General features: G+C 57.6%; 25 protein-coding genes and 1 riboswitch. Of the genes, 11 read left to right on the top strand and 14 right to left on the bottom strand.

Features of this window, described 5'->3' with window-relative positions:
* Positions 1–54: 54 nt before the first annotated feature.
* The 3 genes from cysT to FEU76_RS07535 are packed head-to-tail and all read left to right on the top strand — an operon-like array spanning position 55 to position 2,898.
* Entirely contained in the window at positions 55–885 is an 831-nt protein-coding gene (cysT, locus tag FEU76_RS07525; RefSeq protein ID WP_039176611.1) for a sulfate ABC transporter permease subunit CysT, read from the top strand.
* A gap of 13 nt (positions 886–898) precedes the next feature.
* Complete coding sequence (gene cysW / locus FEU76_RS07530) at positions 899–1,786, top strand: sulfate ABC transporter permease subunit CysW (RefSeq protein ID WP_186299114.1); 888 nt, start codon at positions 899–901, stop codon at positions 1,784–1,786.
* A gap of 32 nt (positions 1,787–1,818) precedes the next feature.
* Positions 1,819–2,898, top strand: coding sequence for a sulfate/molybdate ABC transporter ATP-binding protein (locus FEU76_RS07535; protein WP_039176615.1), 1,080 nt, complete (start codon positions 1,819–1,821; stop codon positions 2,896–2,898).
* 150 nt (positions 2,899–3,048) lie between these two features.
* On the opposite strand, the gene FEU76_RS07540 is transcribed toward FEU76_RS07535, so the two are convergent.
* The 5 genes from FEU76_RS07540 to FEU76_RS07560 form a co-directional block, all read right to left on the bottom strand.
* Positions 3,049–4,191, bottom strand: a complete 1,143-nt coding sequence (locus tag FEU76_RS07540; RefSeq protein ID WP_144981797.1) for a molybdate transporter family protein — start codon at positions 4,189–4,191, stop codon at positions 3,049–3,051.
* A gap of 113 nt (positions 4,192–4,304) precedes the next feature.
* Positions 4,305–5,186 (bottom strand): ABC transporter permease, encoded by an 882-nt coding sequence (locus tag FEU76_RS07545; RefSeq protein ID WP_144981800.1) that lies wholly within the window; start codon positions 5,184–5,186, stop codon positions 4,305–4,307.
* Positions 5,173–6,480 (bottom strand): threonine synthase, encoded by a 1,308-nt coding sequence (locus tag FEU76_RS07550; RefSeq protein WP_222114793.1) that lies wholly within the window; start codon positions 6,478–6,480, stop codon positions 5,173–5,175. Before FEU76_RS07550 ends, FEU76_RS07545 begins: the two co-directional genes overlap by 14 nt.
* A complete protein-coding gene (locus FEU76_RS07555; RefSeq protein ID WP_144981803.1) occupies positions 6,477–7,334 on the bottom strand; it encodes an ABC transporter ATP-binding protein in 858 nt (285 codons plus the stop codon). Before FEU76_RS07555 ends, FEU76_RS07550 begins: the two co-directional genes overlap by 4 nt.
* Positions 7,334–8,347 (bottom strand): ABC transporter substrate-binding protein, encoded by a 1,014-nt coding sequence (locus tag FEU76_RS07560; protein ID WP_144981806.1) that lies wholly within the window; start codon positions 8,345–8,347, stop codon positions 7,334–7,336. The genes FEU76_RS07555 and FEU76_RS07560 overlap by 1 nt, the downstream gene beginning before the upstream one ends.
* A 298-nt stretch (positions 8,348–8,645) precedes the next feature.
* Here FEU76_RS07560 and FEU76_RS07565 point away from each other — a divergent pair, with 298 nt between their 5' ends.
* Positions 8,646–9,581 carry a TauD/TfdA dioxygenase family protein gene (locus FEU76_RS07565; RefSeq protein WP_144981809.1) on the top strand — a complete coding sequence of 312 codons (936 nt, stop codon included), beginning with the start codon at positions 8,646–8,648 and terminating at the stop codon, positions 9,579–9,581.
* Positions 9,582–9,867: 286 nt separating this feature from the next.
* Complete coding sequence (locus FEU76_RS07570) at positions 9,868–10,452, top strand: manganese efflux pump MntP (RefSeq protein WP_096922495.1); 585 nt, start codon at positions 9,868–9,870, stop codon at positions 10,450–10,452.
* A 70-nt stretch (positions 10,453–10,522) separates the two neighbouring features.
* Here the strand turns inward: FEU76_RS07570 and bla are convergent, their stop codons facing one another.
* The 5 genes from bla to FEU76_RS07595 all read right to left on the bottom strand — a co-directional run bounded on the left by bla (position 10,523) and on the right by FEU76_RS07595 (position 13,551).
* Complete coding sequence (gene bla / locus FEU76_RS07575; RefSeq protein WP_446718802.1) at positions 10,523–11,443, bottom strand: class A beta-lactamase; 921 nt, start codon at positions 11,441–11,443, stop codon at positions 10,523–10,525.
* A 63-nt stretch (positions 11,444–11,506) separates the two neighbouring features.
* Complete coding sequence (locus FEU76_RS07580) at positions 11,507–11,929, bottom strand: GFA family protein (RefSeq protein WP_144981816.1); 423 nt, start codon at positions 11,927–11,929, stop codon at positions 11,507–11,509.
* Positions 11,930–11,967: 38 nt separating this feature from the next.
* Positions 11,968–12,438, bottom strand: a complete 471-nt coding sequence (locus tag FEU76_RS07585) for a GNAT family N-acetyltransferase (RefSeq protein ID WP_039176635.1) — start codon at positions 12,436–12,438, stop codon at positions 11,968–11,970.
* 23 nt (positions 12,439–12,461) lie between these two features.
* Positions 12,462–12,989, bottom strand: a complete 528-nt coding sequence (locus FEU76_RS07590; protein WP_144981819.1) for a GNAT family N-acetyltransferase — start codon at positions 12,987–12,989, stop codon at positions 12,462–12,464.
* Positions 12,990–13,086: 97 nt separating this feature from the next.
* Positions 13,087–13,551 carry an OsmC family protein gene (locus FEU76_RS07595; protein WP_144981822.1) on the bottom strand — a complete coding sequence of 155 codons (465 nt, stop codon included), beginning with the start codon at positions 13,549–13,551 and terminating at the stop codon, positions 13,087–13,089.
* Between the two features lie 247 nt (positions 13,552–13,798).
* Between FEU76_RS07595 and FEU76_RS07600 the strand changes: the two genes are divergently transcribed.
* From FEU76_RS07600 to FEU76_RS07610, 3 genes are all read left to right on the top strand, one after another.
* Complete coding sequence (locus FEU76_RS07600) at positions 13,799–14,620, top strand: aldo/keto reductase (protein ID WP_144981825.1); 822 nt, start codon at positions 13,799–13,801, stop codon at positions 14,618–14,620.
* A gap of 163 nt (positions 14,621–14,783) precedes the next feature.
* Complete coding sequence (locus FEU76_RS07605; protein ID WP_039176654.1) at positions 14,784–15,035, top strand: type II toxin-antitoxin system Phd/YefM family antitoxin; 252 nt, start codon at positions 14,784–14,786, stop codon at positions 15,033–15,035.
* A complete protein-coding gene (locus FEU76_RS07610; protein WP_144981828.1) occupies positions 15,032–15,286 on the top strand; it encodes a Txe/YoeB family addiction module toxin in 255 nt (84 codons plus the stop codon). The genes FEU76_RS07605 and FEU76_RS07610 overlap by 4 nt, the downstream gene beginning before the upstream one ends.
* Positions 15,287–15,446: 160 nt before the next feature.
* Here the strand turns inward: FEU76_RS07610 and FEU76_RS07615 are convergent, their stop codons facing one another.
* From FEU76_RS07615 to FEU76_RS07630, 4 genes are all read right to left on the bottom strand, one after another.
* On the bottom strand, positions 15,447–16,427 hold the full coding sequence (locus tag FEU76_RS07615; RefSeq protein WP_144981831.1) for an alpha/beta hydrolase: 981 nt from the start codon (positions 16,425–16,427) through the stop codon (positions 15,447–15,449).
* Between the two features lie 105 nt (positions 16,428–16,532).
* Positions 16,533–16,814, bottom strand: a complete 282-nt coding sequence (locus tag FEU76_RS07620; protein ID WP_139525304.1) for a type II toxin-antitoxin system RelE/ParE family toxin — start codon at positions 16,812–16,814, stop codon at positions 16,533–16,535.
* A complete protein-coding gene (locus FEU76_RS07625; RefSeq protein ID WP_139525303.1) occupies positions 16,811–17,083 on the bottom strand; it encodes a CopG family ribbon-helix-helix protein in 273 nt (90 codons plus the stop codon). Before FEU76_RS07625 ends, FEU76_RS07620 begins: the two co-directional genes overlap by 4 nt.
* 171 nt (positions 17,084–17,254) lie before the next feature.
* Positions 17,255–17,743 (bottom strand): hypothetical protein, encoded by a 489-nt coding sequence (locus FEU76_RS07630; protein WP_144981834.1) that lies wholly within the window; start codon positions 17,741–17,743, stop codon positions 17,255–17,257.
* 221 nt (positions 17,744–17,964) lie between these two features.
* On the opposite strand from FEU76_RS07630, the gene FEU76_RS07635 reads away from it, so the two are divergent.
* From FEU76_RS07635 to thiC, 3 genes are all read left to right on the top strand, one after another.
* Positions 17,965–18,909 (top strand): integron integrase, encoded by a 945-nt coding sequence (locus FEU76_RS07635; protein WP_186299115.1) that lies wholly within the window; start codon positions 17,965–17,967, stop codon positions 18,907–18,909.
* 90 nt (positions 18,910–18,999) lie between these two features.
* A riboswitch (TPP riboswitch) is annotated at positions 19,000–19,131 on the top strand.
* An 85-nt stretch (positions 19,132–19,216) separates the two neighbouring features.
* Positions 19,217–19,885 (top strand): thiaminase II, encoded by a 669-nt coding sequence (gene tenA / locus FEU76_RS07640; RefSeq protein ID WP_144981837.1) that lies wholly within the window; start codon positions 19,217–19,219, stop codon positions 19,883–19,885.
* Positions 19,886–19,910: 25 nt separating this feature from the next.
* The gene (gene thiC / locus FEU76_RS07645; protein WP_144981840.1) at positions 19,911–21,827 is read left to right on the top strand and encodes a phosphomethylpyrimidine synthase ThiC; all 1,917 of its coding nucleotides are present in this window, start codon (positions 19,911–19,913) and stop codon (positions 21,825–21,827) included.
* Positions 21,828–21,835: the final 8 nt, after the last annotated feature.

Consider the following 21,835-nt stretch of genomic DNA (forward strand, 5'->3'; position numbering starts at 1 on the left):
TTGACCAATCTGCCAGGGGGTTTATGCCTCCTGGCATTTTAGTGGGAAGCCTATATGTCGATCACCGTAGTTAAACGCCGAGTCATTCCCGGGTTCGGTATTACCATGGGGTTCACCCTGCTCTATATGGGCCTGGTGTTTCTGATCCCCGTAGGTGCCTTTTTGTTATACACCACGACCATGAGCTGGGACACCTTCTGGAGCGCCATTACCCAGCGCCAGGTCGTGGCCTCCTACAAACTTTCGTTTGGTGGATCACTCATTGCCGCGACCATCAATCTGGTCTTCGGGGCGCTTCTTGCCTGGGTATTGGTACGCTACCGCTTTCCAGGCAAACGGCTCATCGATGCCCTGGTCGACCTGCCTTTCGCTCTGCCGACGGCGGTTGCAGGCATCGCACTCGTCACCCTCTATGCCAGTACCGGCTGGGTGGGCCAATACCTGGACGTGTTCGGTATTCGCGTTGCCTACACGCAGCTGGGGGTCATCATTGCATTGACCTATATCGGCTTGCCCTTCGTGGTGCGTACGGTGCAGCCCGTGCTGGAGGACCTGGAAGCCGAGTTGGAAGAAGCATCAGCGAGCCTGGGGGCCGACCGGCTCACCACGATTCGTCGCGTGATCTTCCCCGCGCTGTTTCCAGCCCTGTTGACCGGCTACGCGCTGGCGTTTGCACGCGCCTTGGGAGAGTACGGTTCCGTCGTGTTCATTTCGGGGAACATCCCCTTTCGCACTGAAATCACACCGCTTCTCATCGTCGCGAAAACCGAACAGTACGACTACCACGGCGCTGCTGCCATCGGCACGGTAATGCTGGTGGCCGCTTTTCTGATGCTGCTGGTCATCAACGGCCTGCAGTGGTGGACAAGCCGACGCCATGGATAAAGGAGCCTACGACGTGGCCACATCAAGCACTGTAATAGATACCAACGACACCATTGCCAAACGCTGGCGCAGAGCCACCGAAGAGCCTGCCTGGATACGTGTCACCTTGATCACGATCTCGCTGATCTTCGTGGCGCTATTTCTGTTGCTGCCTCTCTCGGTCGTGCTTTATGGCGCCTTCGAGCGAGGCATCAGCGTGTGGTACGACGCCATTCGCGATCCCGATGCCATGTCAGCCATCCGCCTGACCCTGTTGATCGTCGCGATCGTGGTGCCCCTCAATACGCTGTTTGGCGTGGCGGCCGCTTGGGCCATTGCCAAATTCGAGTTCAGAGGCAAGCCCATCCTGATCTCGCTGATCGATATGCCTTTTGCCATTTCACCCGTGGTGGTCGGGTTGATCTTCGTCATCCTGTTTGGTTCACAGGGCTGGCTGGGGCCGTGGCTGTCAGCCCATGACCTGCGCATCATCTTTGCCGTCCCCGGCATCGTGATCGTGATTGCCTTTGGCACCCTGCCCTTCATCGCACGCGAGCTGATTCCGCTCATGCAACAGCAGGGAAAAGAGGAAGAAGAAGCCTCCCTGACGCTGGGAGCCAACGGTTGGCAAACCTTCTGGCACGTGACACTGCCCAATATCAAATGGGGCCTTATTTATGGCGTGATTCTGTGTAATGCACGCGCCATGGGCGAATTTGGCGCTGTCGCGGTGGTGTCGGGACGCATCCGTGGTGAAACCAACACCATGCCGCTGCATATCGAAGTGCTTTACAACGAATACATGTTCACCGCGGCCTTTGCCGTCTCTTCTCTGCTCACGGGCCTGGCCCTGGTCACCATTGCGATCAAGAGCGCGGTGGAGTGGCAAGAAGAACGTCGGCAGCGGCTTGCCGCCGCCTGAACCACGAACGCTTACGTTACAAGAGACGACACATGAGCATAGAGATCGATCACGTCAACAAGCACTTTCGCGACTTCGTGGCCGTAGACAACGTCAGCCTGACCTTTCGCGATGGTGAGCTGACCGCCCTGCTGGGCCCTTCGGGTTCGGGCAAGACCACCCTGCTGCGGATCATTGCAGGACTGGAGCAGCCAGACACCGGCAGAATCCGCTTTCACGGTGAAGACACCACAGACCTGCACGTCAGTGAACGAGGCGTAGGCTTTGTTTTCCAGCACTACGCCCTGTTCAAGCACATGACCGTGTTTCAAAACGTTGCCTATGGCTTGACGGTACGCCCTCGGAAAACGCGACCCAACAAAGCCGAGATCAAACAGAAAGTCATGCGGTTGCTTGAGCTGGTACAGCTCGATTGGACGGCACACCGCTATCCTCATCAGCTCTCGGGTGGCCAGCGCCAGCGGATTGCACTGGCGCGTGCTCTGGCGGTAGAGCCTAAAGTACTGCTACTCGATGAACCGTTTGGCGCCCTGGATGCCAAAGTGCGCGCCGAGCTGCGCCGCTGGCTGCGTCGATTACACGACGATATCCACGTGACCAGCGTGTTCGTGACCCATGACCAGGAAGAGGCGCTGGAAGTCTCAGACCGGGTTGTTGTAATGAACAAAGGCCGCGTAGAGCAGGATGGTTCACCAGAAGACGTGTACGACCACCCGGCCAATCCGTTCGTCTATCAGTTCCTGGGCAACGTCAACTTGTTCCATGCACGTGTGCATGATGGCATCGCCAAGATCGGGGAGGTACACCTGCCCGCTCCAGAGTTCGAAGGGTACAAAAACGAGCAGGGGCAAGCCTACGTTCGGCCACACGAAATCGAGGTGTTCGCGGGATCGGAACATGCAGACGCCCTGCATGCCAAGATAGAACTGGTATCGGTCGTGGGGCCCACCGTGCGGCTTGAACTACGCACGGATAACAGCGAAACCCTCGTACATGCCGAACTCAGCAAACACCGCTACCGCTCGCTGGGCCTTCAACAGGGGGGCGATGCCTGGATCCGTCCTACTTACAGCCGCGTGTTCCTGCCTGATGAACGTGTTTCAAACGGTTAAGCGCCTGGCAAATCAGTGCGTTCGCGGGTGGCTCAAACCCCCGCGAACGACACTTCGCGTGTCAGCCCATTCGCGGCCTCCCAAGCCACCGCGTGCATCATGGTTCGGCCCACGGGACATCATGGACTGGATCGATGGGCCATAACGGCGTCAGGCAGTGCGTTCGCTCAAGCGACGAAGCACCATTTTGCGCCCCCACTCCGTCACTCCCCCCGCAAGCAGCCCCCAGAAAGGATTGACCCACACCGTCAGTGCAGCCGTCACCACGATGACCGGCACACACGACGCTCTACAGTCAAACAAACGCTTTGTGATGGCCAACTGCCAGGCAGTCACCAGCAGCAATGCCCCCAAACCTGCCATCGGTATGGAGGACAGTAATGTCAGGCCCACATTGCCCGGCAGCACCACCAACCCCAACAGCAGCAAACCAAGCATCAATGGCGCTCCCCCACTGCGCGCCCCAAAACGGTAATGCGCAGTTACGCCGCCGGCACCGTGGCACATGGGAAAAGCACCCAGTGGCGTCAACAGTGTATTGGCCAACCCACTGGTCACCGACAAACGTGCAGGAGTCACATGAGCAGCACGATCACCAAAATGATCGCTAGCCAACAAGGCCGTCAACAGAATGGCATTTGTAAACGTCAGGGATAGCTGCGGCAGTACGAGGCTAAAGAGCGCTTCGTGCAACTCCGACATGGAAGGCAGTGAAGGTACAGCCACCCAGCCCATGCCATCAGGCTCGATCATGACTCCCGATTCCCCCAGCAGGTATGCCAACCCCGTAGCGGCCAAAAGCGCGATGAACACGGCTGGCCAACGGGTGAACGTCATCAGCCCGACGAGTAACACTAGCGTGGCCCCAGCCACCCAGGGTGCTGACGCCATCAAGCCCAGACTCATCGTGCCCAACATGATCCCAAGGCCCAGCTGCAAACCCGCCAACACAGATTGAGGCACCAGGCGAGCCACTTTGCTGATCCAGCCCGTCAACCCTAACACCAATAGCGTGATGCCCATGATGACACCGGCAGCCGCCAGGCTGGACGGCGCCAAGCCTGCCGTCAACAGGGCCGCCGCCACTGCTTTCATGGGCTGAACAGGGATGGGAAGCCGATAATAACCGGCAGTGAACAGGTAAAAGAGAGCAAAGCCCAGCAGCACTGGCCCAGGGGCCATGCCCGCAATCGCAATCGCACCCAACATCAGCGGCAGCAGCGTTCCCATGTCCCCCAGGGCGCCACTGAACTCGCGAAGCGTCAATACGACGTTCTCACCGCGCGATGTCATGCTGTTGCTGCTGTCTTTCATATATGTCGCCTGATGGAAATGGCCAAACATACAATAGCTCAAGGCAGCCGTTGAAGGGATATGGAAAGCCAACAGCTCGCTAGGTAGACATGTCAGCGCACCATGCCCCAGCGCTTCACCGTCAGGCGCTCGACGTTATCGAAGAAGATGTTTTCCACCAGCAGGCCAATCACAATGACGACGACCAAACCTGCGAAGACGTTATCGGTGTAAAGCTCGTTACGGTTCTGGAAAATGTACCAGCCAAGGCCACCTTTGCCTGACGACGCACCAAACACCAGCTCGGCGGCGATCAGGGTACGCCAGGCAAACGCCCAGCCAATTTTCAACCCGGCCAGCAAGGCAGGCAGCGCCGCGGGAATCAGAATGAACGCCACATAGCGCAATCCCTTGAGACCATAATTGCGCCCGGCCATGCGTAGCGTTTCTGACACACCTTGAAAGCCTGCGTGAATATTGATCGCCATGGCCCACAGCACCGAGTGCACCAACACGAAAATCAAGCTGGCCTCGCCCAGGCCGAACCAGAGCAGCGCCAGCGGCAACAGGGCAATGGCGGGCAGCGGGCTAAACATGGACGTCAAGGTGGTCAGCAAGTCGCGACCAATACGGGTGGACACCGCCAATGTCGTCAACGCCAAGGCCAGAAATGCGCCTAGCGCAAAGCCTTTCAGCAGTACGCTCAGCGATGCCCCCACCCTTGCCAGCAACACGCCTGATGCCAATCCATGCCAAAGGGCACTCGCGGTTTCCATGGCACTGGGAAGCATCAGCGGATTGTTCTGCACCCTGGCCACCACCTCCCAAGCGGCCACCAATAACAGCAGAATGACGGTTTTACGCACCACGCTCTGATCCCATAGTCGTTGACCAGCGCTGCGCGTGACTTTCAAATCGCGTTCATCGACAGGCGGCAAGTCAAAGAAGCGATCAGCATGTGGGTCGATGGAACCACGCAGGTCATGTACGCTCATGTGGATCTCCTGAGGCCGTCGTCTCTCCCAGAACGGGAATAGCACTTTCTTTACCCAGTACGTCGACTTGAAATGATTGGCTATCGGGGTATTTGATGCCCGCGCCCGTATTCAGCGCCACCACGCGTTCATGAGTGCCGATCTCGCCGAGCGTGCTCAACTCCCTGGCAGCGGCAAGCACGGCAGCGCCCTCGGGACATACGAAGGTGCCCTCCAATTGAGCTGCTCGGGTTTGCTCCCAGCGAATGGCCGTTTCACTCACCGCAATGGCACGCCCACCAGTGGCATACAGGGCATCCAACACCAGAAAATCCCCCAACGCCTTCGGTACGTTGATACCAAACGCATGGGTATGGCTGCGCTCCCAGAACTCGGATACCCGAGCGCCTTCTTGCCACGCCTTGACGATGGGCGCACAGCCACTGGCTTGCACGGCAATCAAGCGCGGCAGCTTGCCGGTCACCCAACCCAGTGCTTGAAGCTCCTGCAAGGCTTTATAGATACCGATGAGCCCAACGCCACCGCCCGTGGGGTACAGAATCACATCGGGCAGTTGCCAACCGAGCTGCTCGGCCAACTCCAGGCCCATGGTTTTCTTGCCCTCGATGCGATACGGCTCTTTGAGCGTGGAAGCATCGTAATGACCGGTGGCGTTTACCCACTCCGCAATTTGTTTGCCCGAATCACTGATCACGCCATCGACCAGCGTTAGACGGGCGCCTGCTGCAGCGCACTCCTGGCGCGTAATAAAGGGGGCATCCAGTGGCATGCTGATGGTGGCCTTGATGCCTGCCCGAGCGGCATATAACGACCACGCGGCACCCGCATTGCCATTGGTTGGCATGGCCAGGTGCGTCACCCCCAATTCTTTGGCGCGGGAAATGCCCACCGCCGCCCCTCGCGCCTTGAACGACCCCGTGGGTAACAAGCCTTCGTCTTTCATGACCAGATTATTCAGGCGCATGTCGGCACCCAGTGAAGGCAACTCGATCAGCGGTGTGACCACTTCCCCCAAACTGACGATGGCACTTGGTGTCGTCACGGGCAGCAGCTCGTGATAACGCCACAGGTTCCAGGGGCGCAGGGCAAGCGCCTCCTTCGACCATGAACGCCCAAGCGCCTCGAGGTCATAGCGCACCAGTAGCGGCGAGCCACACTGGCAAAGCTGTTGAACGTGCTGATGGGCGTACTCGGCCGCGCAGCGCGGGCAGTAAAGCCCTTCCACATAGCTGTAACGCACGGTCGTGGAAGACGTGACCTGGGTCTCTTCCACAGGATTGGCTAACACACTCATGGCGCCACCTCATGTTCGAATAGCAGCCGATGAATGGTTTGCGTGCGCGCTTTCGTGGCTTCGCTGCCCAGGCTGTGCAAGCTATCGTCAGCGCAGCCCAGCTCGGCGCGCACTCGACCGGGATGGGGCGACAACAGCAACACTCGGTTGCCAATGACTTGTGCCTCTTCGATTGAATGGGTCACGAACAGCAGCGTAAAGCCCTCTTGCTCCCACAGGGCCAGCAACTCTTCCTGCATCTTGCGCCGAGTGAGCGCATCGAGCGCTGCAAAGGGTTCATCCATCAGCAATATCCGTGGCCGCATGGCCAGCGCACGGGCAATGGCCACGCGCTGTTTCATGCCACCGGAAAGCGTGTGCGGGTAGGCATCGGCAAACTGCCTCAGTCCGACTTTATCCAGTGTTTCCAGCGAACGTGACTCCGCCGCCTTGCGGCCCAACGTGCGAGAGGCCAGCAGTGGGAACATGACGTTCTGTTTGACGGTCTTCCAGGGCGGTAGCTGATCAAACTCCTGAAACACCACGATGCGGTCGGGGCCAGGGCCATGCAAGGTATGACCATCCAGGCGAATACTGCCCTCCACAGGGGTAAGAAAGCCCGCGATGGCCTTGAGCAGCGTAGACTTGCCACAGCCCGAAGGCCCCAGCAGTACGAACCGGTCACCTTCCTGCACGTTGAAGCTCACCTGCTGTGTGGCTTTCACGACATGCTGACGCGTGCGGTATTCCAAAGTGACGTTATCGACTTCCAGCCTGGGGGCTGCAGCGGCAACAGGTGTTTTCGTTGGGGAGTAAGCCTCACGACCCAGAGAGGCCTCACCCAGCACATGGCGTTTACGCAGTGCAATCGACATCAGCTCCCCTCCCAAGCGTGGATATCATCGAAGAAGTAGTCCTGCCATGAGGTGGGCTCATTACGTATCGCGCCGACCTCAAACAGAAACTCTGCCAGAGGGAAGGTGTTGTGGGGCACCAGCGAGAAACTCACTTGCTCATCGGTAATGATCGATTCCAGAAAGTCGATATCCAGCTGCGTGCCGCTCAAGCGCTGATAGATGTGCGCCGCTTCGCGAGGGTCTTCTTCTATGAAGGTTCTGGCCTCTTCCAGGGCCTCCAGAAACGCTGCGTAGACCTCAGGGTTGTCAGCGCGAAATGCCTCCGTGGCATACAGAACGGTAGGTGAAATCGGCCCGCCCATGATCTCGTACGAATCGGTGATCTTGTGCACGCCTTCATGTTCGAGCGCTTGATACTGGAAAGGGATCGCTGAGAAGTGGGTGTTGATTTCAGTGCCACCGCTAATCAAGGCAGCCGTGGCATCGGGATTGGGTAACGCCACGGTGTTGCCTTCCAACCGATCGAACTGATCATTGCCGAAGGCATCCACCACCGCCTTTTGCAAAAAACGTGACTGCACCGATACGCCGACGGCAGGCACGGCAATGCGGTCTCGCTCGCTAATGTCGGCCAGCGTGCGTATCTCAGGGTTGTTGGTGATCAGGAAATTGGGAAACTCGCCCAGCGACGCCACGCCTTTGACATTCTGATTGCCATGGGTTCGGTCCCACACGGTCAACAGCGGCCCAACGCCCGCCCCGGCAATATCGATACTGCCCGACAACAGCGCATCGTTGACCGCTGCCCCCCCTGACAGCTGCAGCCACTCAACGTCTACGTCTACCCCTCGCTCGGCAGCGTATTTTTCGATCAGCGACTGGTCACGGGCAACATGCAGCAAGAGGTAGGTAATGCCGAACTGCTCGGCAATACGCAGCGGTTCGGCGGCAAACACCGGAGACGCCGTTGCCAAGGAGGCGGCCAATAGGGTGCGTGATACGCCAACGGCAGAAAACAGTCGTTGTTTCATGAAAGTGCTCCAAGCCAAGTGATGGATGGCACCACCTTAACGAGCGGCTGGCATCATCAGAAATGACTCTTTTAAGCACGCTTATCACTCCCTGGCTGAAAACGTTATTCAAAAAAACGCCATGTGCGTCGTATAAAAACGTTAGCCGATTTTGTTATTTGGAAATCTCTTCAAGGGTCTTCAATAGTGTCACGACAGCAACGCAACTCTTTTCAAAACGACGCTTTTCAAAATGACGCTTTTCAAAACGATGCTTTTCAAAAAAAGGCTCGGCCACCTACGCCAGGAGACTAACCACATGCTGACTAATCGAAATAAAAACACTGGCCTGTCGGTACGCCCACTCAGTGGTCATATTGGCGCAGAAGTCGAAGGGCTCGACGCAGCACACCTCGACCAAGAGGGATTTTCCACACTCAAAGCGCTGTTTCTGGAGTACCAGGTCTTGATACTGCGCAATCAAGTGCTTACCCGAGACCAGCATATTGCCTTGGGCAAGCGCTTTGGCGAGTTGCATATTCACCCCATGGCCAAGGCTCCCGAGGGATACCCAGAGATATTCCCCATCGAAGCCGATGCCAACTCCTCGAATGACCCCAAAGCCATTCGCAGCGGCAAGCGTGCTGTCAACGGCGGGCACTGGCACTCGGATGTTTCCTGCGACGAAGAGCCGCCGCTGGGCAGTTTGTTATACCTGCGCGAAGTTCCCGCACGAGGTGGAGACACTCTGTTCAGCAGTGGCTATGCTGCTTACGAAGCGCTTTCTCCCGCCCTGCAGCGTTTTCTGGAGGGCCTCACCGCTGTTCACTCAGGAGAGGCAACCTACCGCCTGCACTATGGCAATCAAGCGGCCAAAGACCGTAGCCAGTTCGGCTTCAACAATGGGGCCACCTACCCGGAGGCCATTCACCCCGTGGTACGGACACACCCGGAAACAGGCCGCAAAAGCCTGTTCGTCAACCGTGGCTTCACCCGGGAAATCGTGGAGCTTGGCCATGCCGAAAGCCAAGCCTTGCTGGCGTTTCTCTACCAGCATCAAGAGGCCCCCGAATGGACCGTGCGTTTGAACTGGACACCCAACAGCCTGGCCATCTGGGATAATCGTTGCACTCAGCACCGCGCTATTTTCGACTACGCTGGGCAAGCACGTCGCGGTGAGCGAGTGACGATAAAAGGTGATCGCCCCTTCTTTGCCTCTGCACTTCCCACCATTGAGTGGGGGTTAGCGGGCTAATCTGACACGCTCAGCCCTGAACCAAGCACGATGAGAGCGGACTGTTCATCGTGCTTGGCCTTTTCTTCGTTTCAACCTGCCTGCAAGATTAATAAACACCAACAAAATAAGCTGACATTCATATTCTTAGCCAAGGCTATATTTATTACTTAACGCAAACTTTATTTTTTAATCACGCGCTTGTTATCACTCTAAAACCTGATAGGATTCCGTCCATTCAAATACCCGACCCACATACTCGGGTATAGGTATTCACTGGTTCTTCAGATAACGTGAGCCGTTTGCGATGACACCTGTAGCCCTGCTCTTTTTAGCGGTTTCCATGTCGGCGGATGCCTTTGCTGCGTCACTCAGCAAAGGGGCCGAACTGACCAAACCCCGCTGGCGACATGCCCTGGGCATTGGCCTGATTTTCGGCACCATCGAAGCGATCACCCCAGTGCTGGGCTGGGTAGCAGGCAAGGCTTCTCAACAGTACGTGGAAGCCTGGGACCACTGGGTCGCATTTGTACTGCTGACCGCCATTGGCCTGCACATGATGTACGAAGGGCTCAAAAAAGAAGAGCAGGTAGCCCACCGCAAGCAAACGCTCTGGCTGCTGGTACTGACCGCCATTGCCACCAGCCTGGATGCCATGGCCGTCGGCGCCAGCCTGGCGTTTATCGACGTAGATATCATTACCACCAGCTTGGCCATCGGCCTGGCGACCACCGTCATGGCCTCGATGGGCACCTTGCTCGGCCACAAACTGGGGCGCTACGTGGGCCACTGGGCAGAGCTGATGGGCGGGGTGGTATTGATCGGGATTGGAGTGATGGTGCTGATAGAGCATACCGGCGGTGGCGTTACTGATATGCTACAGGCACTGTAACCTGCGTAGCCTCATGTACATCACCCGCAGGGTAGCCATGAGCCACCCTGCGGGTGCTCAGGAGCGATGTTCAGCGCTCATCCAGATACGCTTGCACCACTTCCCCCAACGACGCAATGGCTTCGTTGCGCGCTTCGAACGTTGCGTCTGTTTCGGTGAGGTAGAACACGGCCACGGTGGGCGCCTGCTCAGGAGGCCAGATGATGGCCGTGATGGAACGAGAGCCATAGCCACCTGCACCGGTTCTATCGGCGATCACCCAATCGAAAGGCATGGCGGCACGAAACAGCCCATCGGCCACGGCGTTGCCCTTCATCCAGTCTTGCAACTGCTGCCGAGATTCCGGGGTGAGCACATCGCCCAGCACCAGCGTTTCCAGGGTGGCCAACATGGCATTGGGCGTGGTGGTGTCGCGCTCGTCTCCGGGCGTGGCTTCGTTCAGCTCGGTCTCGAAACGGTCGAGCCGCGTAACGGAATCGTCCAGGCGGCGCGCAAAAGCCGTGATGGCTCCCGGCCCGCCCAGGGCTTCCAGTATCAGGTTGGCCGCCGTGTTGTCGCTAGTGGTCATGGTGGCATCGCACAGCTCGAACAGCGTCATTGGCTGGTGCCCCGCATACTGCTCGGTCACCGGCGAGTAAGTCACCAGCGCCGACTCATCGAAACTGACCTCGGTATCCAGCGCTAGCTGCCCTTCATCCACCTGCTCCAGCAGCGCGCCACACGCCAGCGTTTTGAACGTGCTGGACATGGCAAAGCGCTCATCCGCGTTCACCTCCCAGCGCTGGCCCGTGGCCAGATCATGCGCCGCAAAGCCAATGCGCGCGTCCAGCGCCTGTTCGATACGCGCCAGCTCGGCGGTAATGGGTTCGTCTTGCGCCATCGCAACAGACGAAGCAAACAGCACGCACGCCGACAGCGCAGCACGCATCCAGCGTGGTTGGCGGTGATTCATGGGTAACCTTCCTGGGCAGTAAGCGAAAATAGACAACATGAGTGTAGCGCGACTTTTGCAAGGTACGATGATAGCCAGGACACTGGCCACTCATCCGCACGCCTACTGAAGCAGAGCGTGAAGTGCCTGAAGGCTCTCGGGAGAGCCCTGGATACGCTGGCAGTGGTTGGTTTCTTGCTCCCAGGTAGCCGCCGAGGTTACATGCAAATGCACCGCCACCCTGGCATCGGTCTCGCCTTCCAACAGCCCAGCAGGCACCCACATCCAGTCGCTGCCGCGCAGTTGATTCGGCACCGGACTACCGCAGGTGGCGCAAAAGTCGCTGCGATAGCCGCTTTCCCGCTGATACGAGCGAACATTCCCCTGCCCTGAGCGCCACTGAAACTGCTCCCCCGGCACGAAGGTGGCCGCATTGGCCGCCGCGCCGGTGGCCTTGCGACATAACGAACAGTGGCACTGGTACAGGTGAGGTAGCTCACCCTCGATCGTGAACGCCACTTCCCCACACAGGCACTCGCCCTTCATGTTCTGCTCCTTGAAAATTCTCCGCACGCCATCGCTGGCTACGCCATGCTGGGGTTATACAGAATCACCTCATCCCCGGCACCATAACCGCTGACCACCGCCGCGCGGGAAACCCCCAGGGTCGATTGATACAGTTTTTCCGCGAAGTTGCCTTCCGAGGTGGTCACCATCACCGCCCCGACACCGCAGCCCAGGCCACGCACGTGGGCCTTGAACGGAGCCAATGACTCCACGATGAGCCGCTTACCCAGCCCCTGGCCCGCCGCGTCGGGATGAATGCCGATCTGCTCCAGCTCGATGATGCTTTTTTCCCGAAAGCCGTTCTTTACGCACCACAGGATATAGCCACGCACCACGCCCGCTACTTCTACCACGTAGTACACTCCCCGCGGGTAGGCGTTAAACGATGCCTCGATCCACTGGGCATGGTTCTTCTCGCGTGGGAAACAGGCCTGATACACCTCGGCCATGGCGGCAATATCGCTTCTTTCTGCTGCTCTTACGGTCACTTTAAAATCCTTTTCTTGCGGGCTTACATCATGACTTTTTCAAAACCAAAAAACTCTAGCCTGTGTACCTTGCTGCCCCGCGCTTCGTCGCCTGGAGCGGGGTAGTCACGGTGGTAAAAAGAGACGATCTTGAAACCACTCTTGTTGACATAAAAGTGGATGTTGCGCTTTTCGAAGTACGGCGTGTGGGTCACCCATACCCGCGTGGCGGGGTACGCCTGCTCGATAGCCTGCCAGGCACGGTAGCCCACCCCACGCCCGAGGGAGTTGGGCAAGAGGTAGAACAGATCCAGAGTATTGCGCTGGGTCGATGCCTCCAGGGTGACAATTGCACCGCCCACTTTCTCACCATCCAGAAGGATGTGATGCACCACGGCATCGGGGGCGGTCAGGGATTGGTCGATATCATCATCCGATGGAATCAGACCCGGCTCTACCGCACCAAAGGCCTCTTCCACGGCCACGCTGAACGAGGCCTTGAGTTCTTGCTTGAATGCATCGAATGTCGAAGCGTCGGCCAGCGCCAACGTGACGTTAGAGGAGTGTTCCATGGCAGTGCCTATCCGCTTACCGAGAGTATCCATCAACCGCTTAGGCTAACCGCTGCCAGGACGTTTTGCCATCCTGTACAGCCCCTACAGCCCCGCTTCAACGCTGAATTTCGGTCACGACCTCGGTCTTGACGGAGTTGGCGATAAAGCACTTTTCATGGGCGGCGTGATGGAGCTGTTCGAGCGTCTCGACTGAAGGTGCTTGCGCTGCAAACAGCGCTTTGGGCCGCAGTGTCACCCTGGTCATGGCAATTTTCCCGTCGCTGCCCTTCTCCATTACCCCCACGGCGTGGTCCACGTAGCTTTCCACCACCAAGCCCTGCTGAGCGGCAAGGGCCAGGAAGAACAACATGTGGCAGCTGGAAAGCGAAGCCACGAACGCCTCTTCCGGGTCGACGTTGGCCTCCACCGAGTGGGGCAATGGCACCACATGGGGCGATGACGACGCCGCCACGCGGACGCCACCATCGAACACCCACTCGTGCCCACGGCTATAGCGCTGATCGACAAAGGCTTCATCGGCCCCACGGGCCCAGTGAATGGAAGCGGTGTATTCGGCCATGAGGGTTCCTCGGGTTTCATAGAGAGTTGCCACCAAAGGTGGCATAGCCAGTATCTACAATGATCTCAGAATTTACCTCGATGATCTCTCACGGGTCACCACCTGCCCTATTTTTGCAAGCTCATGCGTTGGTCTTTCAAATGAAGACCGCTTTCGACACGGATAGTCTACGCTGGGTGCATGAACGGCGATGGCCTAGGGCAGTCAGAACCACATCGCAACAGAAATGCCACCAGGAGAGCAAGATATGCAGACGATTGAGCTAGGCGGCACCAGCGTACCCCGTATTGGTCAGGGCACCTGGCACATGGGCGAGGATGCCATGCAGCGGCAGGCTGAGGTCAGGGCGCTGCGAGAAGGCCTGGATTGGGGGATGACGCTGATCGATACCGCCGAGATGTATGCCGAGGGCGGGGCTGAAGAAATCGTGGGTGAAGCCATTCGTGGGCGGCGCGAGCAGGCGTATCTGGTCAGCAAGGTTTACCCCCACAACGCCAGCGCCCAAGGTGTTCAAGCCGCCTGCGAACGCAGCCTGCGCCGATTGGGCACCGATACGATTGATCTCTATCTGCTGCACTGGCGCGGCCAATACCCGCTGAGCGACACCGTGGAAGCGTTTGAGCGGCTACGCGAGCAGGGCAAGATCCTGCGCTGGGGCGTGTCGAACTTCGACGTTGACGACCTGGAAGAGCTAAACGCGCCTGCGTGCGCCACTAACCAAGTCCTCTACAACCCCGAAGCACGGGGCATCGAGTACGACCTGCTGCCCTGGCAAGCCCAGCAAAACATGCCGCTTATGGCCTACTGCCCCATCGGGCAAGGCGGCGCACTACTTCGAGACCGCACCCTGCAACGCATCGCCGACAAACACAGCGCCACTCCCGCGCAAATCGCGCTTGCCTGGGCACTGCGCCACCCCGGCGTGATCGCGATTCCTAAAGCCGTGAGCCTGGACCACCTCAAACAGAACGCTGATGCAGATAAGGTCCGGCTCGATGACGAGGACCTGGCACAGATGGATGCCGCCTATCCGCCGCCAACACGCAAGCAGGGCTTAATGATGGTGTGAGCAATCGCCTATCAACGGCTTAGCGTGGGATACGATTCGTGGGCATCACCGGCTCAACCGCTGTTTTAAAGCGGAGAAAACCGAACGCGGCGAAGCCAATTGGCAAACCCAACCCTGTACGCTATTCTGTACATTAACAAGATCGCGTACAGGAGTACCCTTTATGGATGCCATCAGCTACACCGCCGCTAGAACCAACCTAGCAAAAACCATGGAGCAGGTCTGTGAAGACCATTCCCCTGTGATCATCACCCGCAACAAGGCGCAATCCGTGGTCATGATCTCTCTCGAAGACTATGAAGCACTGCAAGAGACAGCCTACCTCCTGCGCGCGCCCAAAAACGCCCGCCGTTTACTGGAATCCGTTGCCGAGTTGGAGCAAGGGGGCGGTCAGGAAAAGGAGCTTCTTGAATGAAGCTCATCTTTTCCGAGAACGCCTGGGAAGACTATTTGTACTGGCAGAAAACTGACAAAAAGATTCTCAACCGAATCAACAAGCTAATCAAAGAAATCAAGCGAGCGCCATTTGAAGGAGTCGGCAAGCCAGAACCCCTTAAACACAGCCTCGCGGGTTACTGGTCTCGGCGAATCAACGAAGAGCACCGCATCGTTTACAAGCTCACGGACGACGCTTTGCTTGTAGCCCAACTGCGGTATCACTACTGATTTAACGCTGAGCTTTCCCTCAATGTGGATAGGCCCTCGTAAGATCACCAACCAGCTTTTCAAACAGATGCTGTTAGGATAAGCCACTTAAGGCCTAACATATCAGCCCCCAGCGGCCCAGGGCAGGAGCGCCTTAATGGCGATAAGGCTGGTTGGGCTTCTAAGGTAGACGCTGCACACGGTCGGTGAATTCGACGATGCGCTCCACCAACAGTGGGGCTACAGGCAGCGACGCGTCTGAGTACGAAGCGCTTTGCTGCGCCGGATTGGTCGAAACCATCTTGAGCACGTGGTTCATTCCCTCCACGAGCAACAGTTCTGCATTTGGACGCGCTTGCTTGAGCGGCTCCGCTTCGCTCGGACTGACCTGTACGTCCGTGGTGCCGTGGACGATCAGCACCGGGCCGGGGGCATGCTGGATCTCCTCGGTCGGCACGTACCGAAACCACGAGATCAGGTAAGGTTGCACGCTAGAACGGAACAACGAGGCCAACGCTGGCGGCACGCCCTCTGTCGTGCGACCTTGCTCCAGCTCGGAGAGAATGCGCTCACTGTCCTGCCACAGCTCATCCGAAAGCTGCGGGCGCAACTGATCGCGGATAATCTCTGGCGCGGAACGTGCCGGTGCAGCAACCGAGATGAAGGCATCCGCACGCGCTTGCTTTGCTGCGAGCATACCGATCAGCGCCCCCTCACTGTGCCCGAGCAGGGTGATCGTGCCAAAGCGAGAATCCGTCCGAAGCTGACGAACCCATGCGGCGGCATCCTCTACGTAGGTGTCGAAGCGAAGCTCATTCTCCAAAGGTGCAGCGGCTGCACTGGCCGCCACTCCCCGCTTGTCATAGCGGACCGAGGCGATCCCCCGCACAGCAAGCGCCTCGGCAAGCAGCTTCAGGCTGTCATTTGCCCCCGGTAAAATAGCACTGTTGCCATTGCGATCCGTGGGACCGGAACCGGCATGCAGCAACACAAGCGGATGTGGCCCGGTAGAGGGCGGCAGGAGCAAAGAACCAAAAAGGGTGCCGGTGGCGGTTTCCAAACGAACATCCGATTCGCTGGGCTGCGCCGGGGCATGCGGCTCGCTCGCCGAGCCAGATGCCGAGAACAGGATCAAGAAACCAACAGCGATGCGCAATATCACGTGAACACAACCCTCAATATGATGGGCTAACCCCAAAGTGCCCCCGTGACCAGGACGTAGCGAAGCGGAGACAAGGGCGTCCAAGTGCCGCGTTTGGTTAAATTGCTATCGTTCGCCCTCAAGGCCATGCCACACCCGGAGAATAATGATGGCACTGGCATGAACTGAATATCGAACAACGTATTTTCCGAAAACCATATCTCGAACAGAGTCAGGCACCGGTGCCATTTCAACTGGTGTGCCCATTCTGGGGAAGTCGGGAAGTAATTCGATTTTGCCAACCAGTTCGGTAGCAATCCTGGCTGCCGCCGACGGGTTGTGCACAGCAACGAACTCCCTGAGGCGTTTCAAATCATCAATGGCTTCATCCGTGTAAACCAGCTTCACTTACCTGACCTCGGCGCATCCTGCTCGTTTTCGGTTCCCCAGCTATTAAGCCAATTGTGAACCTCGCTGGCATCAACGACCTTGCCTTGGGCAGCAGACTCCATTGCATCTAGCGTTTGTTTCCAACGCTCTTGCTCAAGCTGCTGCTTTTCTATGTATTCCGACAATGCCTGGTTGATCACCCAGCTTTTGCTACGGTGCAGCCTGCTGGCGATTGCTTCCAAACGCTGTTCAACTTCTGCCTGAAGGCGAACCGTGGTGACGCTCATGATTATGCCCCTCATACCTAGTGACTACAATGTATTACAGCATAGTCTGCGAGGGTAGGCAAAAAATTTAACGCCGCAAACAGCTGCGGCTTTGAAGTGGATTGTTTTGCGGTAGCGTAGCGTTGAACCGCAAAACAAGAAACGGAAATGCCGTCAGCCTGATTTGCATTGTTAGAAGACACCTACTTCGTATGCCATATGAACTTCGTCGCTGAAGTTAATACACCGTTTCATAACCAATAGCCCAGCTCTTACAAGTTTTATATCGCGCTCACGATTACTATACTCAGGAGACCAAATTTTAGCGCCATGAAAGAGGTTGTTCCTGACCCTTCGAACCATTAGTAATACTTGTTGCGCCTGCGGTAAATTTCTATCGGGTGGAGATTCTTTCCAATCAACCCGACCATTATTAAGAATTTGCTTCCTCGGTGGTTCTGTCAAGAGGTATTCAACCGCCTCACGGAACTCAGGATCTGCCAAGGATTGAAAGCTCTGATCTATACTTATGGCAAAGGCATCCCAGTTTGCATCTACAGAGTTTTCATTTCCGCGTGCAAACCCAGAACCCTTGAGGGCGTACTCGCAGCGCGCAAAAGTCCCAAGAAATTCGTACGCTATTTCTGGTGGCAACAACATGTTTGGGAAAGTACGCTGCATTTTCTTTACCTTCTAACAGTGATTATACGCCCTGCCATGAAACCTCAATGAACGTGACATCACAATGACTGAGGTTTCATAGCCACCAAATTGAATCTACCTCATTGATTCTACAGCGTGCAAAGAGAATTTTGGCGATGTAGCCAGAATTCGCGGGCTTGCGCGTTTTGCTCGCCTCAATAATACTGTTTTTACATACAGCATTATTGAGGCATTCTCCCATGAAACTGATGGAACGCGTCAAGGCAACCATGAGGGTCAAGCGCTATAGCTTACGCACCGAAAAAACCTATTGTTACTGGATTCGATTTTACATTCGGTTTAATAATTTACGTCACCCTGCCACGCTAACAGGTCATGAAGTACGGCAATTTTTGGAGTATCTGGCAATCGAAAGGCACGTGGCAGCGGCTACACAGAATCAAGCACTCAATGCCATCGTCTTCCTTTATCGCCATGTGCTGGACCAGCCGCTTGGCGAGATTGGTCAATTTAGCCGAGCCAAGCGCCCTCAGCGCTTACCAGTGGTGCTTTCTCATCAGGAAGTAATGGAGGTATTTCAGCACTTGTCTGGCTCTATGCTTCTCATGGCCTCACTGATGTACGGCTCAGGTTTACGTGTCTCCGAAGCCTGTCGGCTTCGCGTCAAAGATTTTGATTTCTCAAGGCAAGTCATCACGGTGTATGCAGGCAAAGGCAACAAAGACCGCACCACGCTACTGCCGCCTTCTTGCGTCCAGCCATTACATACGCATATACAAATGGCAGAACAACAACTGAACGCTCGCCTTGAAGCCAACGCTATTCCTGTGTCACTGCCATATGCTCTGGACCGTAAATACCCGAACGCGGGTATTTCACTTGCATGGCAGTGGCTTTTCCCTTCCTCCAGGCCTTGCTTCGATGAGAGGGGGCGCGTCGTTCTACATCACATTCATGCCTCTGCCGTCCAAAAATCCGTCAAATATGCCATGCGCTCATCTTCTTTAACACGCCCTGGCTCATGCCACTCTTTGCGGCACAGTTTCGCCACTCAGCTACTAAGCCAAGGTACTGACATTCGCACTGTTCAAGAGCTGCTGGGCCATAAAAGTATCGAAACCACCCAAATATACACCCATGTGCTAGGCAATGGATTTGCGGGTGTCAGAAGTCCATTGGGTTAGTGAAGGGCAGTTATGCTTCCATGAAGCCCGTGGTCGATCAAGTTAACGCCCCCTTGCATCTCCCCCACCCGCCTCCTACACTGCGCTGAATACTGCTTGACGGGGTGCCGGTGGAACCGGCTGAGATCGCTATACGGCTGGCTGCTGCAGCAAGTCGTCACGGCGGGGCCCGTTGAACCTGATCCGGCTAGTACCGGCGTAGGAATCAAGCGGTGGTTGGGGTGCGCCATGTTCACCTGATTCCTTGCCCCAACTCACTCTCCTTTCGCCCGTGCGCCGGTTCGCTGTACCACCGGAGGCATCCAATATGGGCTACCGCTTTACCGATCTCACTACCGCTTGCCAGAACGATTGGCGCGCTTACATCGAGCACGATTTCGTGCGTCAGCTGGGCAACGCCACGCTGCCTGAGGCGTCGTTTCGCCACTACCTGAAGCAGGATTACCTGTTCTTGATCCACTTCGCCCGCGCCTACGCGCTGGCCGCCTACAAAAGCCCCACCCTGGCGGATTTGCGCCAGGCCCACGAAGGTTTAAAAGCCATTGTGGATGTGGAGTTGGGCCTGCACGTGGGCTTTTGCCAGGAGTGGGGCATCAGCGAGCAAGCGCTTGCCGAACTCCCCGAAGCCCGTGCCACGCTGGCCTACACCCGTTACGTGTTGGATACCGGCAACCGCGGCGACCTGCTCGATTTGCACGTGGCGCTGGCCCCGTGCCTGGTGGGCTACGGCGAAATCGCCAACTGGCTGAACGCGCAACCTTCTACGCTGCGCGGCGCGCAAAACCCCTTCGATGCCTGGATCGCCATGTACGAAGGCGAGGAGTTCCAGGCCGCCATGCAGGCCGAGCTTGCGTGGCTCGATGCCCGCCTGGCGGATGTCACCCCTGCCCGTTTTGCTGAGCTGAGCAAGATCTTCCGCGATGCCACCCGCCTGGAAATCGACTTCTGGCAGATGGGTCTCGACCTTTCTGAATAACCTCCTACAACACAGAGCAACCGTCATGACCAAGACCGTCAAAAGCAGAACCGCGCACTTTTTAGCCGAAACCGCCCAGGTCGATGCCGCCGCCGTGGCACCCCTGCCCGGCTCACGCAAGGTGTACGTGGAAGGCTCGCGGCCGGATATTCGCGTGCCGTTTCGGGAAATCACCCTCTCGCCCACCAAAACCAGCGGCGTGGATGAACAGAACCCGCCGCTGCTGGTGTACGACACTTCCGGCCCCTACACCGACCCCAACGCCCGCATCGATTTGCGCCAGGGCCTGCCGGAGCTGCGCCGGGCCTGGATCGAAGAGCGCAACGACACCGAGTTTTTGGATGGCCCCACCAGTCAGTACGGCCAGCGCCGCGCCAACGACCCCACCCTTGCCCAGCTGCGCTTTGATTTGACCCGCACACCCCGCCGCGCGAAAGCGGGCAAGAACGTGACCCAGCTGCACTACGCCCGCCAGGGCATCATCACGCCGGAAATGGAGTTCATCGCCCTGCGTGAAAACCAGCGCCGCCAGGCGTTGGGTACGGCAGAGGTAGAGCGCATTCTGGGCCATCAGCATGCGGGCCAGAGCTTCGGCGCCAGCCTGCCCAAGGAGATCACCCCGGAGTTCGTGCGCGATGAGGTGGCCCGTGGCCGGGCGATCATTCCCAACAACATCAACCACCCGGAAAGCGAGCCGATGATCATTGGCCGCAACTTCCTGGTGAAGATCAACGGCAACCTGGGCAACTCGGCGGTCACCTCTTCCATCGAAGAGGAAGTGGACAAGATGACCTGGGGCATCCGCTGGGGTGCGGATACCATCATGGATCTCTCAACCGGCCAGAACATCCATGAAACCCGCGAGTGGATCATCCGCAACTCGCCGGTGCCGATTGGCACGGTGCCCATCTATCAGGCGCTGGAGAAGGTCAACGGCATTGCCGAAAACCTCACCTGGGAGATCTTCCGCGATACGCTGATCGAGCAGGCGGAACAGGGGGTGGATTACTTCACCATCCACGCGGGGGTACTACTGCGCTACGTGCCGCTCACCGCCAACCGCGTCACCGGCATTGTCAGCCGTGGCGGTTCCATCATGGCGAAGTGGTGCCTGTATCACCATCAGGAGAGCTTCCTGTACACCCATTTCGAGGAGATCTGCGAGATCTGCAAGCAGTACGATGTGGCGTTCTCGCTGGGCGACGGCCTGCGCCCCGGCTCCATTGCGGATGCCAACGACGAAGCGCAAATGGCGGAGCTGAAAACCCTGGGCGAACTCACCCACATTGCCTGGAAACACGACGTGCAGGTGATGATCGAAGGCCCCGGCCACGTGCCCATGCACCTGGTGAAAGAGAACATGGACAAGCAGCTGGAGTACTGCGACGAAGCGCCCTTCTATACCCTCGGCCCGCTGGTGACGGATATCGCCCCCGGCTACGACCACATTACCTCCGGCATTGGGGCGGCGATGATTGGCTGGTTTGGCTGCGCCATGCTCTGCTACGTAACGCCGAAAGAGCACCTTGGCCTGCCCAACAAGGATGACGTGAAAACCGGCATCATCACCTACAAGATTGCCGCCCACGCGGCGGATTTGGCCAAGGGCCACCCAGCGGCGCAGCGGCGCGATAACGCCCTTTCCAAGGCGCGCTTCGAGTTCCGCTGGGAAGACCAGTTCAACCTGGGCCTGGACCCGGACACCGCCCGGGAATTCCACGATGAAACCCTGCCGAAGGATTCCGCCAAGGTGGCCCACTTCTGCTCCATGTGCGGGCCGAAGTTCTGCTCGATGAAGATCAGCCAGGAAGTGCGCGACACCTACCGCGACCGCACCCCGGAAAACGCCGCTGAAAGCGACGCTGAGGCGGTGAAGCGGGGCATGCAGGAGCAGGCGGAGAAATTCCGCCGGGAAGGCAGCGAGCTGTACCAGGAGGTGTGACCGCTCTC

It is taken from the genome of Halomonas sp. C22 (genome assembly GCF_007655045.1).
Lineage (GTDB): Bacteria > Pseudomonadota > Gammaproteobacteria > Pseudomonadales > Halomonadaceae > Vreelandella > Vreelandella hamiltonii.